The 13,657-nt window shown below is 51.3% G+C and carries 13 protein-coding genes, 1 rRNA gene and 4 pseudogenes; 9 read left to right on the forward strand and 9 right to left on the reverse strand.

Features of this window, described 5'->3' with window-relative positions; genetic code table 11:
* A 16S ribosomal RNA gene (locus CRI63_RS05610) occupies nucleotides 1-202 on the reverse strand; the annotation flags it as partial.
* A 365-nt stretch (nucleotides 203-567) separates the two neighbouring features.
* Nucleotides 568-1,116, reverse strand: a pseudogene (gene gmhB / locus CRI63_RS05615) (D-glycero-beta-D-manno-heptose 1,7-bisphosphate 7-phosphatase); the annotation flags it as partial.
* 212 nt (nucleotides 1,117-1,328) lie between these two features.
* Between gmhB and metN the strand changes: the two are divergent.
* The 7 genes and pseudogenes from metN to CRI63_RS05650 all read left to right on the forward strand — a co-directional run bounded on the left by metN (nucleotide 1,329) and on the right by CRI63_RS05650 (nucleotide 7,794).
* Nucleotides 1,329-2,360, forward strand: coding sequence for a methionine ABC transporter ATP-binding protein MetN (gene metN, locus CRI63_RS05620; RefSeq protein WP_000593990.1), 1,032 nt, complete (start codon nucleotides 1,329-1,331; stop codon nucleotides 2,358-2,360).
* A pseudogene (locus CRI63_RS05625) lies at nucleotides 2,353-3,004 on the forward strand (methionine ABC transporter permease MetI). Before metN ends, CRI63_RS05625 begins: the two are co-directional and overlap by 8 nt.
* A gap of 39 nt (nucleotides 3,005-3,043) precedes the next feature.
* On the forward strand, nucleotides 3,044-3,859 hold the full coding sequence (metQ, locus tag CRI63_RS05630; RefSeq protein ID WP_000874226.1) for a methionine ABC transporter substrate-binding lipoprotein MetQ: 816 nt from the start codon (nucleotides 3,044-3,046) through the stop codon (nucleotides 3,857-3,859).
* A 118-nt stretch (nucleotides 3,860-3,977) separates the two neighbouring features.
* Nucleotides 3,978-4,382 carry an Rcs stress response system protein RcsF gene (gene rcsF / locus CRI63_RS05635; protein WP_135518775.1) on the forward strand — a complete coding sequence of 135 codons (405 nt, stop codon included), beginning with the start codon at nucleotides 3,978-3,980 and terminating at the stop codon, nucleotides 4,380-4,382.
* The gene (tsaA, locus tag CRI63_RS05640) at nucleotides 4,379-5,086 is read left to right on the forward strand and encodes a tRNA (N6-threonylcarbamoyladenosine(37)-N6)-methyltransferase TrmO (RefSeq protein WP_135518777.1); all 708 of its coding nucleotides are present in this window, start codon (nucleotides 4,379-4,381) and stop codon (nucleotides 5,084-5,086) included. Before rcsF ends, tsaA begins: the two co-directional genes overlap by 4 nt.
* A 110-nt stretch (nucleotides 5,087-5,196) precedes the next feature.
* The gene (gene proS / locus CRI63_RS05645) at nucleotides 5,197-6,915 is read left to right on the forward strand and encodes a proline--tRNA ligase (protein WP_001260707.1); all 1,719 of its coding nucleotides are present in this window, start codon (nucleotides 5,197-5,199) and stop codon (nucleotides 6,913-6,915) included.
* A 52-nt stretch (nucleotides 6,916-6,967) separates the two neighbouring features.
* Nucleotides 6,968-7,794, forward strand: a pseudogene (locus tag CRI63_RS05650) (YaeF family permuted papain-like enzyme).
* 155 nt (nucleotides 7,795-7,949) lie between these two features.
* On the opposite strand, the gene nlpE reads toward CRI63_RS05650, so the two are convergent.
* From nlpE to CRI63_RS05665, 3 genes are read right to left on the reverse strand one after another with little or no spacing between them, the layout of a single operon-like run.
* Nucleotides 7,950-8,660, reverse strand: a complete 711-nt coding sequence (gene nlpE / locus CRI63_RS05655; protein ID WP_135518779.1) for an envelope stress response activation lipoprotein NlpE — start codon at nucleotides 8,658-8,660, stop codon at nucleotides 7,950-7,952.
* Between the two features lie 13 nt (nucleotides 8,661-8,673).
* Nucleotides 8,674-9,096 (reverse strand): alternative ribosome rescue aminoacyl-tRNA hydrolase ArfB, encoded by a 423-nt coding sequence (gene arfB / locus CRI63_RS05660; protein ID WP_135486638.1) that lies wholly within the window; start codon nucleotides 9,094-9,096, stop codon nucleotides 8,674-8,676.
* Nucleotides 9,093-9,638 (reverse strand): YaeQ family protein, encoded by a 546-nt coding sequence (locus CRI63_RS05665; protein WP_001185283.1) that lies wholly within the window; start codon nucleotides 9,636-9,638, stop codon nucleotides 9,093-9,095. The genes arfB and CRI63_RS05665 overlap by 4 nt, the downstream gene beginning before the upstream one ends.
* 165 nt (nucleotides 9,639-9,803) lie before the next feature.
* Between CRI63_RS05665 and CRI63_RS05670 the strand changes: the two genes are divergently transcribed.
* Both CRI63_RS05670 and rof read left to right on the forward strand, forming a co-directional pair.
* A complete protein-coding gene (locus CRI63_RS05670) occupies nucleotides 9,804-10,004 on the forward strand; it encodes a YaeP family protein (protein WP_000417058.1) in 201 nt (66 codons plus the stop codon).
* Nucleotides 9,991-10,251 (forward strand): Rho-binding antiterminator, encoded by a 261-nt coding sequence (gene rof, locus CRI63_RS05675; RefSeq protein ID WP_000062312.1) that lies wholly within the window; start codon nucleotides 9,991-9,993, stop codon nucleotides 10,249-10,251. Before CRI63_RS05670 ends, rof begins: the two co-directional genes overlap by 14 nt.
* Nucleotides 10,252-10,299: 48 nt before the next feature.
* On the opposite strand, the gene tilS is transcribed toward rof, so the two are convergent.
* From tilS to accA, 4 genes and pseudogenes are all read right to left on the reverse strand, one after another.
* Nucleotides 10,300-11,598: a tRNA lysidine(34) synthetase TilS gene (tilS, locus tag CRI63_RS05680; protein ID WP_135518781.1), complete on the reverse strand. Its 1,299-nt coding sequence runs from the start codon at nucleotides 11,596-11,598 to the stop codon at nucleotides 10,300-10,302.
* Nucleotides 11,599-11,662: 64 nt separating this feature from the next.
* Nucleotides 11,663-12,052 carry a VOC family protein gene (locus CRI63_RS05685; protein ID WP_135518783.1) on the reverse strand — a complete coding sequence of 130 codons (390 nt, stop codon included), beginning with the start codon at nucleotides 12,050-12,052 and terminating at the stop codon, nucleotides 11,663-11,665.
* Between the two features lie 164 nt (nucleotides 12,053-12,216).
* Nucleotides 12,217-12,471: a DUF4282 domain-containing protein gene (locus tag CRI63_RS05690; protein ID WP_130205036.1), complete on the reverse strand. Its 255-nt coding sequence runs from the start codon at nucleotides 12,469-12,471 to the stop codon at nucleotides 12,217-12,219.
* Nucleotides 12,472-12,694: 223 nt separating this feature from the next.
* Nucleotides 12,695-13,655: pseudogene (accA, locus tag CRI63_RS05695) on the reverse strand (acetyl-CoA carboxylase carboxyl transferase subunit alpha).
* Nucleotides 13,656-13,657: the final 2 nt, after the last annotated feature.

Here is a 13,657-nt window from a genome sequence, read left to right on the forward strand (position 1 = left end):
CCCCTCTTTGGTCTTGCGACGTTATGCGGTATTAGCTACCGTTTCCAGTAGTTATCCCCTCCATCAGGCAGTTTCCCAGACATTACTCACCCGTCCGCCACTCGTCAGCAAAGAAGCAAGCTTCTTCCTGTTACCGTTCGACTTGCATGTGTTAGGCCTGCCGCCAGCGTTCAATCTGAGCCATGATCAAACTCTTCAATTTAAAAGTTTGATGCTCAAAGAATTAAACTTCGTAATGAATTACGTGTTCACTCTTGAGACTTGGTATTCATTTTTCGTCTTGCGACGTTAAGAATCCGTATCTTCGAGTGCCCACACAGATTGTCTGATAAATTGTTAAAGAGCAGTTGCAACGCGGCTTTCAGCTCACTGTCGCGAGGTGGCGTATATTACGCTTTCCTCTTTCAGAGTCAACCCTGAATTTCAGGATTTTTCTCTTCAACCGAACCGGCTGTTTGTGTGAAGTGATTCACATCCGCCGTGTCGATGGAGGCGCATTATAGGGAGTCGGCTCAGGAAGACAAGCGGAAAAATGCATTTTTATTTCAACCGCTCATCTTTTAGTCATTACGCCGATTTTTGCTGCTTTTTTATCGCTTGCGGCAGGTCTGCCAGGCTATTTAACACCCAATCCGCCGCGTTTTCTGCTTCAGGCGTAATAGGTTTACCCGTACGCACCAGCACTTTTGTTCCCACGTTCGCCGCAGCCGCTGCCTGCATATCTTCTAATTTATCGCCCACCATATAAGAAGCGGCCATATCAATATGCAAATAATCGCGTGCTGACAAAAGCATCCCCGGATGTGGTTTGCGGCAATCGCAGACCTGGCGAAACTCTTCGACACTACCCTGCGGATGATGCGGGCAATAATAGATACCATCCAGATCGACATCTCGGTCCGCCAGCGACCAGTCCATCCACTCGGTCAGCGTTTCAAACTGTGCTTCAGTAAATTTACCGCGAGCAATGCCAGACTGGTTGGTTACTACCACCAGCGCAAAGCCCATTTTTTTTAGCTCGCGCATGGCGTCAATAACACCGTCGATAAATTCAAAGTTGTCGATCTCATGGACATAGCCGTGATCGACATTAATGGTGCCATCACGGTCAAGAAAAAATTGCGGGTACGCTCTTCGCCACCTTTTATAGCTCCTTAATAAGGCATGTGACGCTAGTATCGCATGTTTCGACCTGCAAGAAAGTGCTCTTCGCATAAACCTGATTGATTTAGACGTCTGGATGCCTTAACATCCATTTCATTGACGGCGTTGCCCGTTTCAGGCATTCGAAATGCCACGACTAACTTAATGACGATAATAAATAATCAATGATAAAACTTTCGAATATCACCAAAGTGTTCCACCAGGGCACCCGTACCATCCAGGCGTTGAACAACGTCAGCCTGCATGTGCCAGCTGGACAAATTTATGGCGTTATCGGTGCCTCAGGCGCGGGTAAGAGTACGCTTATACGTTGTGTAAACCTGCTGGAGCGCCCAACCGAGGGTAGCGTGCTGGTCGATGGCCAGGAGCTGACCACGCTGTCAGAATCTGAGTTGACTAAAGCTCGCCGCCAGATTGGTATGATTTTCCAGCATTTTAACCTGCTCTCTTCGCGTACTGTTTTTGGCAACGTGGCTCTGCCGCTGGAGCTGGACAACACACCGAAAGACGAGATCAAACGTCGCGTGACGGAATTGCTGTCATTGGTTGGTCTTGGCGATAAGCATGATAGCTATCCGTCGAACCTTTCCGGTGGGCAGAAACAGCGCGTGGCAATTGCCCGTGCGTTAGCCAGCAATCCCAAAGTATTGCTGTGTGATGAAGCCACCAGCGCGCTGGACCCGGCAACGACACGTTCTATTCTCGAACTGCTGAAAGACATCAACCGCCGTCTGGGTTTGACGATTCTGTTGATCACTCACGAAATGGACGTTGTGAAGCGCATTTGTGATTGCGTGGCGGTCATCAGCAATGGCGAACTGATCGAGCAGGACAAGGTAAGTGAAGTGTTCTCGCATCCGAAAACGCCGCTGGCGCAGAAATTTATTCAGTCGACCCTGCATCTGGATATCCCGGAAGATTATCAGGAACGTCTGCAAGCGGAGCCGTTCACTGACTGCGTGCCGATGCTGCGTCTGGAGTTTACCGGTCAGTCGGTCGATGCCCCACTGCTTTCTGAAACCGCGCGTCGTTTCAACGTCAACAACAACATTATTAGCGCGCAGATGGATTACGCCGGTGGCGTTAAGTTCGGCATCATGCTGACTGAAATGCACGGCACACAACAAGATACGCAAGCCGCCATTGCCTGGCTGCAGGAACACCATGTAAAAGTAGAGGTACTGGGTTATGTCTGAGCCGATGATGTGGCTGCTGGTTCGTGGCGTATGGGAAACGCTGGCAATGACCTTCGTATCCGGTTTTTGGGTTTGTGATTGGTCTGCCGGTTGGTGTTCTGCTTTATGTCACGCGTCCGGGGCAAATTATTGCTAACGCGAAGCTGTATCGTACCGTTTCTGCGATTGTGAACATTTTCCGTTCAATCCCGTTCATTATATTGCTGGTATGGATGATTCCGTTTACCCGCGTTATTGTCGGTACATCGATTGGTTTGCAGGCAGCGATTGTTCCGTTAACCGTTGGCGCAGCGCCGTTTATTGCCCGTATGGTCGAGAACGCTCTGCTGGAGATCCCAACCGGGTTAATTGAAGCTTCCCGCGCAATGGGTGCCACGCCAATGCAGATCGTCCGTAAAGTGCTGTTACCGGAAGCGCTGCCGGGTCTGGTGAATGCGGCAACTATCACCCTGATTACCCTGGTCGGTTATTCCGCGATGGGTGGTGCAGTCGGTGCCGGTGGTTTAGGTCAGATTGGCTATCAGTATGGCTACATCGGCTACAACGCGACGGTGATGAATACGGTACTGGTATTGCTGGTTATTCTGGTTTATTTAATTCAGTTCGCAGGCGACCGCATCGTCCGGGCTGTCACTCGCAAGTAACGTTCAACACAACATAAATAATTGAAGAAGGAATAAGGTATGGCGTTCAAATTCAAAACCTTTGCGGCAGTGGGAGCCCTGATTGGATCACTGGCACTGGTAGGCTGCGGCCAGGATGAAAAAGATCCAAACCACATTAAAGTCGGCGTGATTGTTGGTGCCGAACAGCAGGTTGCAGAAGTCGCGCAGAAAGTTGCGAAAGACAAATATGGCCTGGACGTTGAGCTGGTAACCTTCAACGACTATGTTCTGCCAAACGAAGCATTAAGCAAAGGCGATATCGACGCCAACGCCTTCCAGCATAAACCGTACCTTGATCAGCAACTGAAAGATCGTGGCTACAAACTGGTCGCAGTAGGCAACACTTTTGTTTATCCAATTGCTGGTTACTCCAAGAAAATCAAATCACTGGATGAACTGCAGGATGGTTCGCAGGTTGCCGTGCCAAACGACCCAACTAACCTTGGTCGTTCACTGCTGCTGCTGCAAAAAGTGGGCTTGATCAAACTGAAAGATGGCGTTGGCCTGCTGCCGACCGTTCTTGATGTTGTTGAGAACCCAAAAAATCTGAAAATTGTTGAGCTGGAAGCACCGCAACTGCCTCGCTCTCTGGACGACGCGCAAATCGCTCTGGCAGTTATCAACACCACCTACGCCAGCCAGATTGGCCTGACTCCGGCGAAAGACGGTATCTTTGTCGAAGATAAAGAGTCCCCGTACGTAAACCTGATCGTGACGCGTGAAGACAACAAAGACGCAGAGAACGTGAAGAAATTCGTCCAGGCTTATCAGTCTGACGAAGTTTACGAAGCAGCAAACAAAGTGTTTAACGGCGGCGCTGTTAAAGGCTGGTAATATTTAGGCTGTTTCCACAATTTGTAATATCATTCAGGACGGGCGCTTGCCCGTCTTGTCATTTTTACAAGCGCCTGATTCAATATTGACGTTTTTGATCATACATTGAGGAAATACTATGCGTGCTTTACCGATCTGTTTATTAGCACTCATGCTAAGCGGCTGTTCCATGTCAAGCAGATCCCCTGTCGAACCCGTTCAAAGCACTGCTTCCCAGGCAAAAACGGAGCCAGCAAAACCGAAAGCGCCGCGCGCCGCGCCGGTCCGAATTTATACCAATGCAGAAGAATTAGTCGGCAAACCGTTCCGCGATCTCGGTGAAGTCAGTGGCGACTCATGCCAGGCCTCTAATCAGGACTCTCCGCCGAGCATTCCAACCGCGCGTAAGCGGATGCAAATCAATGCCTCTAAAATGAAAGCCAATGCGGTATTACTGCATAGCTGCGAAGTCACCAGCGGTACGCCAGGCTGCTATCGTCAGGCTGTATGTATCGGTTCTGCGCTTAACATTACGGCGAAATGAGCAGTTTCCAGTTCGAGCAAATAGGCGTTATTCGCTCGCCCTATAAAGAAAAATTCGCCGTTCCGCGCCAGCCAGGTCTGGTAAAAAGCGCCAACGGCGAACTGCATCTCATTGCTCCCTACAACCAGGCCGACGCCGTTCGCGGCCTGGAAGCATTCAGCCATTTATGGATCCTGTTCGTCTTTCATCAAACGATGGAAGGCGGCTGGCGTCCGACTGTGCGTCCGCCTCGTCTTGGCGGCAATGCCAGAATGGGTGTTTTCGCTACGCGTTCCACTTTCCGCCCTAACCCGATTGGTATGTCGCTGGTAGAGCTGAAAGAGATTGTTTGCCATAAAGATAGCGTGATTCTGAAGCTCGGCAGTCTGGATCTCGTCGATGGTACGCCGGTGGTGGATATCAAACCGTATCTCCCCTTTGCCGAATCGCTTCCCGATGCCAGCGCCAGCTATGCGCAAAATGCGCCAGCGGCAGAAATGGCGGTGAGCTTTACCGCAGAGGTCGAAAAGCAGCTTTTGACACTGGAGAAGCGTTATCCGCAGTTAACGCTGTTTATCCGCGAAGTACTGGCGCAGGACCCGCGCCCGGCCTATCGTAAAGGTGAGGAAACGGGTAAAACCTATGCCGTCTGGCTGCATGATTTTAACGTTCGCTGGCGCGTCACCGACGCAGGTTTTGAAGTCTTTGCGCTGGAACCGCGTTAAATTCACGCCCTTCTCTTTTGACATTTCTTTTGCACTGGTAAACTAAATCACTTTTTTTGTCCCAGGCTCGCCTTGAGCCTGTTCTACCTTCCAACTGGAACCGTAACAACATGCGTACTAGCCAATACCTGCTCTCCACTCTCAAGGAGACACCTGCCGACGCCGAGGTGATCAGCCATCAGCTGATGCTGCGCGCCGGGATGATCCGCAAGCTGGCCTCCGGGTTATATACCTGGCTGCCGACCGGCGTGCGCGTTCTGAAAAAAGTCGAAAACATCGTGCGTGAAGAGATGAACAACGCCGGTGCGATCGAGGTGTCGATGCCGGTGGTTCAGCCAGCCGATTTGTGGCAAGAGAGTGGTCGTTGGGAACAGTACGGTCCGGAACTGCTGCGTTTTGTTGACCGTGGCGAGCGTCCGTTCGTACTCGGCCCAACTCATGAAGAAGTTATCACTGACCTGATTCGTAACGAGCTTAGCTCTTACAAACAGCTGCCGCTGAACTTCTATCAGATCCAGACCAAGTTCCGCGACGAAGTGCGTCCGCGTTTCGGCGTCATGCGTTCCCGCGAATTCCTGATGAAAGATGCTTACTCTTTCCATACTTCTCAGGAATCCCTGCAGGAAACCTACGATGCAATGTATGCGGCCTACAGCAAAATCTTCAGCCGCATGGGGCTGGATTTCCGCGCCGTACAGGCCGACACCGGTTCTATCGGCGGCAGCGCCTCTCACGAATTCCAGGTGCTGGCGCAGAGCGGTGAAGACGATGTGGTCTTCTCCGACACCTCTGACTATGCAGCGAACATTGAACTGGCAGAAGCTATCGCGCCGAAAGAACCGCGCGCTGCAGCTACCCAGGAGATGACGCTGGTTGATACGCCGAACGCGAAAACCATCGCGGAACTGGTTGAACAGTTCAATCTGCCGATTGAGAAAACGGTTAAGACTCTGCTGGTTAAAGCGGTTGAAGGCAGTAGCTTCCCGCTGGTTGCGCTGCTGGTGCGCGGTGATCACGAGCTGAACGAAGTTAAAGCAGAAAAACTGCCGCAGGTTGCAAGCCCGCTGACTTTCGCGACCGAAGAAGAAATTCGTGCCGTGGTTAAAGCTGGTCCGGGTTCACTGGGTCCGGTAAACATGCCGATTCCGGTGGTGATTGACCGTACCGTTGCGGCGATGAGTGATTTCGCTGCTGGTGCTAACATCGATGGTAAACACTACTTCGGCATCAACTGGGATCGCGATGTCGCTACCCCAGAAATTGCGGATATCCGTAACGTGGTGGCTGGCGATCCAAGCCCGGATGGTCAGGGTACGCTGCTGATCAAACGTGGTATCGAAGTCGGTCACATCTTCCAGCTGGGTACCAAGTACTCCGAAGCACTGAAAGCCTCCGTACAGGGTGAAGATGGTCGTAACCAAATCCTGACGATGGGTTGCTACGGTATCGGGGTAACGCGTGTGGTAGCTGCGGCGATTGAGCAGAACTACGACGAACGCGGCATCGTATGGCCTGACGCTATCGCGCCGTTCCAGGTGGCGATTCTGCCGATGAACATGCACAAATCCTTCCGCGTACAGGAACTGGCCGAGAAACTGTACAGCGAGCTGCGCGCGCAAGGTATCGAAGTGCTGCTGGATGACCGCAAAGAGCGTCCAGGTGTGATGTTTGCTGATATGGAACTGATCGGTATTCCGCACACTATTGTGCTGGGCGACCGTAACCTCGACAACGACGATATCGAATATAAATATCGTCGTAACGGCGAGAAACAGTTAATTAAAACTGGTGACATCGTCGATTATCTGGTGAAACAGATTAAAGGCTGATGCCAGAAAGGGTCCTGAATTTCAGGACCCTTTTTTACATGGATTGTATAAAATGGATAAACCAAAGGCGTACTGCCGCCTGCTTGTCCCCTGCTTTCTTTTACTTTTCGGCCTGTACCGTTGATATCAGCCAGCCAGACTCATCAGCCACAGCGGTAGATGCCGAGGCAAAAACATGGGCAATCAAATTCCAACATCAAAGCTCTTTCACCGAACAAGTAATAAAAGAAATAACGGAACCTGATCTCAAATCCGGCGATTTGCTGTTCTCCTCAAGCCTTGGGGTTACCTCATTTGGTATCCGCGTCTTCAGCACTTCCTCTGTGAGTCACGTTGCAATCTATCTGGGTGATAATAACGTTGCAGAAGCGACAGGCGCTGGCGTCCAGATTGTTTCCCTGAAAAAAGCCATGAAGCACAGTGATAAGCTTTTCGTCCTACGAGTCCCGGACCTTACCCCGCAACAAGCCACAGAAATCACCGCGTTCGCCAACAAAATCAAAGATAGCGGGTATAACTATCGCGGCATTGTCGAGTTCATTCCATTTATGGTGACCCGCCAGATGTGCTCACTGAATCCTTTTTCCGCAGATTTTCGCCAACAGTGCGTCAGCGGCCTGGCGAAAGCGCAGTTAAGCAGTGTGGGCGAAGGAGACAAAAAAGTCGTGGTTTTGTTCGGAATTTGTCACGGATGCATTTGCCAAATCCGGGCATCCGCTTACGCTGGCGCAATCGGGCTGGATTAGCCCTGCCGATCTGATGCATATGCGTAGTGGTGATGTCTCTGCATTTAAACCAGAAACGCAGTTACAGTATGTTGGGCACCTGAAGCCAGGGATTTATATTAAAGCAAGTCGCTTTGTTGGACTGACTCAGTGATAAAAGCCAGCCTCGTGCGCAAAATGCCGGATGCGGCGTGAACGCCTTATCCGGCCTGCAAAATCGTGCTAATTCAAAATATTGCATTGTATGCTGTAGGCCTGGTAAGCGCAGCGCATGAGGCAATATTTCGTTTGTTTCTGTCTCAAGACGGGTTACAGCCCCAAACTACTGCAATCCTTGTTCGGGTAAAATTTACCCGCCGTATCGGGCGCGAATACTTTGGTCGGCGCACCGGTATCCGGATTAGCCTCCAGCGTAAAGTGACCTTCAACTGACAGTAACACCGGTTTTTCACTGTTACCCCGCGCAGCCAGGTAGCCACGCTCCAGCTCTGCGTTATTCGCCACCATAAAACGTTTTCCGGTCGCGCAATCTGTAAAGGTCGCCGCATCAGCCATATAGAAATACATGCCACGCAGGGTCATCGGCGTCATTGGCATGCTCGATTTTGCCGGTTCCAGCGTGTAGTTGAACTGCGATTCAATGGGATTACCTTCACGATCGAGCATCTCCAGTGCATCCCCTTTCGCGCGATAATATGACTTTTCACCTTTGCTGTCGGTTAATACCAGCTTGTCGGCAGTTCGCGCCCATGTACCGTAGGAGGCAAAGGATGAAGGCTCTTCACGAGCGCCAAGATAGCGTTCGTTCATCACCCAGGTTCCATCTTTTTCGAGGAACAGAGAGGTTTCGATCCCTTCGCAATCGGCACACGGCAGCACGCCGCGCCAACTTTGCGGCATCGGTTTCAGTTCGGCAGCCTGCGCCGGAGAAAGCGTATCGACTTCGGCCCGATTGTTACATCCCATCAGAGTAAAGAGGCTGATTACAGCCATCGCTGTCACTATCGCTTTTCTCACCATCCATTCCTTCTTTTTACTCCCGACCGCTGCGCACTTTGCCGCGCATCGCCTTCACGCTTGATTTTTGTGCCTTCGATGCCAGCCTGCGCTCTTTTGATGCGCGGGTTGGCCGCGTGGGTCGTCGGGTTTTTTGTTCTGTTGTTAATTCTTTAATCACTGCCACCAATCGGGCCAGCGCCGCTTCGCGGTTGAGCTCCTGACTACGGTATTCCTGCGCCTTAATGACAATCACGCCATCGCTGCTGATTAAATGATGGCTGGCGGCGAGCAGACGCTCTTTGTAATACTCTGGCAGGCTGGACGCCCGAATGTCAAAACGCAGATGAATAGCCGTTGAGGTCTTATTAACATGCTGCCCGCCCGCGCCCTGCGCACGAATGGCGGTGATCTCAAGCTCACCATCGGGGATAGCAACATGTCGGGAAATCACAATCATGAAGGTTGTTGCCAGACGGTTAAGTTCACTTCCAGATTATTCTTATCATCCGATAACCAGATCACGCCATCCTGAATCGTTGCCTGCAGCGTCATGGTACGATCGGCAAAGGCGCTTACTTTCGCCAGTTGTTCATCGTCCAGATACCAGACGGAAAGATTGGCAAACTGCGCACATTTGCTCTGATTTTGCTGCCACCAGATTTGCGCCGCCCGACTATTATAGGCAAACAGCGCCACTTCTGCGGCCTGGGTGCAGGCTTTCTTAATCCGCCGCTCATCCGGCAGCCCCAGTTCAATCCACAAATCAATGCCCAGGTGATCGTTACGCAGCCACGCTTCCGGCTCATCATCAGCACACAAACCACGGGTAAATTGCAAACGTTCATCGGCATATTTTAGCCACGCCAGCAGGCGCAGCATCATGCGCTCCTGGGTTTCTGAAGGATGGCGCGCCAGCGTCAGAGAGGCATCGAGAAACTGGTTGCGGTCGAGATCGGCCACATTAACCGTCGCTTTATAAATTGTCGCTTTAAGCGCCATAAGAAAACTCCTTTCGAATCAGGAGGCCATTGTAACGGAATACGTGCAGTTGCGGCGCTGATATTGCAGAAATGAGTGTGGTATAGTCACCTTGCGAAACAGAGTTTATCTTCGTAGGCTTAGACTTGCATCCACGGTTAAGTCAGAGTGCTGACAGGAGGGCATGTGGAAAAATATTGTGAGTTAATACGCAAGCGGTACGCGGAAATCGCCAGCGGAGACTTAGGATACGTTCCGGACGCGCTGGGCTGCGTTTTGAAAGTGCTGAATGAAATGGCTGCCGACGACGCCCTTTCTGAGGCTGTCAGGGAAAAAGCAGCATACGCTGCGGCAAACTTACTGGTGAGCGATTATGTCAATGAATGATACGTATCAACCAATCAATTGTGATGATTACGATAATCTTGAGCTCGCCTGCCAGCATCATTTAATGCTGACACTTGAGCTGAAAGATGGCGAAAAATTGCAGGCGAAGGCCAGCGATTTGGTCTCCCGCAAAAATGTGGAGTATCTGGTCGTCGAGGCCGCTGGCGAAACCCGCGAGCTACGTCTGGATAAAATTACCAGCTTTAGCCACCCGGAAATCGGTACGGTGGTAGTGAGCGAGTCCTGATTGACTTTCGCCGGATGCGACGTTTGAAGCGTCTTATCCGGCTTTCACTTAACTAAGCGTTTTTTGCCAGACAAAACTTACGCCCTTCTCACCTTCAGCCACACCTTCTTGCGTCACAAATACCCCTGCCGCCGCAATCAGCGTTTCGCCATAAAACAGCAGTGGCGTGGTGTCACGTAGCCACGGCGGCACGCCCAGCTCTTGCCAGATTTTCTTCAGCTTACGTCCGCCGTTGCGCCCGACAATATGCAGCAATCCTGGCGCTTTGAAACGCACGCTGACTGCTTCGTCTGCACGCGGAGGGCGAATATCGTCTCCCGCAGTAAGCTGTACACTTCCCAGCCCCGCCGGTAATTCCAGCGGCTGTTGCCACGCCTGCCACGGCACAATGGTTTCGCTTTGCCCGGCGACGGATTTAATCCACCACAGTTGCGACTGATAGCGGCGGATTTCAAACGCGCCCAAACGTAAACAGGGGGAAGCATCTTCCCGCGCCAGCGCCACTTCCTGCCAGATCCTCACCAACGCGTCGCGGGAAGGCATTGGTGCATTCAGCCCTGCCAGCCAGCGGCGGATAATCGCCGCGCGACGGGCATCACTCATCGCCAGCATTGGCGTAATCTGCAGCGTCCTTTGCGGCGTTTGGCAATGCGCTAAATCATCCGCCAGCAGTTCATCCAGCAGGCTCTCTTGTTCGGCGCAAAGTGCGGCACTACGGGCCGTCGCTTCGGCAAAATGAGGCCAACGCTGCTGCAATAACGGCACGACGCGCAGGCGCAGGAAGTTACGATCGTAGCTATCATCCTGATTACTTTCGTCTTCAATCCAGCGTAAACCATGCGCCAACGCCCACTGCGCCAGTTCCCCCCGCGTGCGGGCGAGGAACGGGCGGATAAGCCGCGTTCCGGCAAACTCCGAGACTTCCCCCATAGCCGAAAGCCCGGCAGGGCCGCTACCGCGTTTAAGCGCCAGCAGAAAGGTTTCACATTGATCGTCAAGATGTTGTGCTGTGACCAGTACTTCACCAGGCAACAGGGTGCGGGCAAATGCCTGATAACGCGCCTGCCGCGCCTGGGCCTCAATGCCTAACCCCTCTTGCGCAAGTTGTACGCGCTCGACCACCAGCGGCACCTGCCACTGCTGGCAGATATTTTCACAATGTTGCACCCAGGCATCAGCATTGGCACTTAAACCGTGATGCACATGGATAGCGCGCAAAACGACGCCCGGATTTTCCGCCCGCCACTGCACCAGCTGATGCAGCAGAACGGTGGAGTCAAGCCCGCCGCTAAAGGCCGCCAGAATCTGGCGTGAGGTGAGAAGTTGTGTATTCAGTGTGAGTGTCATGGTAGCGCGATTTTACAGTAGCGATGCCCGGCACGTTACCGGGCAAATGCAGTAATGACAAGCCTTACTGCTCATACAGTTCCAGCGGCAGTCCGTCAGGGTCGTTAAAGAACGTGAAGCGTTTTTGCGTGTATGGATCGATACGTATCGCTTCACATTTCACGTTATTGCTTTCCAGGTGCGCCACTGCCGTATCGATATCATCAACGCTTAAAGCCAGATGGCGCAGGCCGCAGGCTTCCGGTCGACTGGGTCGTTGCGGCGGAAACGGAAATGAGAAAAGCTCAATCACGTACTGCCCATTAAGTGCCAAATCCCCTTTCCACGAATCTCGCGCTTCACGATAGACTTCGCTTTGCAGCGTGAAGCCGAGAATGTCGCAGTAAAAAGCTTTGCTCACCGCATAATCCGTCGCAATAATCGCAATATGGTGAACCTGTTTTAAACCCAACATAGAATCTCCTGCATTGATATGATACGCACGTGCATCGCTATATATTGATAATACGCACAAATTACAGGAAAGATGAATCAGACATTTACACTGACTTTAAAACAACATCTCAAACGCCTGTAATAGCGGTTGAGATGCGGTTTGGTGAAGCGCTTTGCGGGAGATTACTCTGCGCTATTCTTGCTAACACTCTCGGCAATGCGGCGCAAATATTCGTTATTCTTAAACGCTATCATAATTAATTCGAAAGTCATACGACAGCTTATAAGACCAATGACGGTATAAGCTAACCCTAAGATAATGTTTCCACTAAATATGGAGAAGACACCGCCTATCAGTGTTAGCACCATAGCCAGCCAGTAAAAAAACACCAGAACACGCGGCATAAGAAGATGATCAAATCCTAAAATTGCTTTCATATTTTATCCTTAAAAATTCTATGAGATTGATAAATTTATATTATTTTTGACCACTGTGTATATTGGTATATGCCTCCGAAATCGGAGTTATCAACATGAGTTCAAGAATTTTATGGCAGGAGAAAACGAAAGTAAGATTATCTAAATGTATTTATAATATGACTAAATAAACCACATAGAAAAAAAAGGCCACCGAAGTGACCCTTTTCAGAATATTTGCTGATTACGCGTAGCCGTAGCTCATCAGGCGCTGATAACGACGATTTTTTAAATCTTCAGTGCTTAACACGTCGAGATCGGCTAGATCCGCCAGCAGCTGCGCTTTCAACGATGCCGCCATCGCTTCCGGGTTACGGTGAGCGCCGCCCAGCGGTTCCGGGATGATGGAGTCGATCAGTTTCAGTTCTTTCAAACGCGGAGCGATGATACCCATCGCTTCAGCCGCCAGCGGCGCTTTGTCGGCGCTCTTCCACAGAATGGACGCGCAACCTTCCGGCGAGATAACGGAATAGGTGCTGTATTGCAGCATATTCACTTTATCGCCCACGCCAATCGCCAGCGCGCCGCCAGAACCACCTTCACCGATAACAGTACAAATAGTCGGTACGCTAAGGCGAGACATTTCACGCAGGTTGCGCGCGATGGCTTCAGACTGACCACGCTCTTCTGCGCCCACGCCCGGATATGCCCCCGGGGTGTCGATAAAGGTGATGATAGGCATCTTAAAGCGTTCAGCCATTTGTCATCAGACGCAGTGCTTTGCGGTAACCTTCTGGCGCTGGCATACCAAAGTTACGGCGAATTTTTTCTTTGGTTTCACGACCTTTTTGATGACCAATGATCATCACCGGACGACCATCGAGACGGGCGATACCACCGACGATAGCTTTATCGTCTGCATACGCGCGGTCGCCAGCCAGTTCGTCAAATTCATCAAATGCCAGGCGAACGTAATCCAGGGTATAAGGACGCTGTGGATGGCGTGCCAGTTGCGCAATCTGCCATGCACCGAGATCGGCGAAGATTTTACGTGTCAGTTCTACGCTTTTTTCACGCAGACGATGCACTTCTTCATCGATGTTAATATCCAGTTTCTCATCCTGACGGCTAACCGCAGTCAGAGAATCGATTTTCGCTTCCAGCTCTGCAATCGGCTGTTCAAAATCAAGGAAATTCAGACTCATAG

Origin of the sequence: Escherichia sp. E2661, assembly GCF_004745185.1 — a bacterium.
Classification (GTDB): Bacteria; Pseudomonadota; Gammaproteobacteria; order Enterobacterales; family Enterobacteriaceae; genus Escherichia.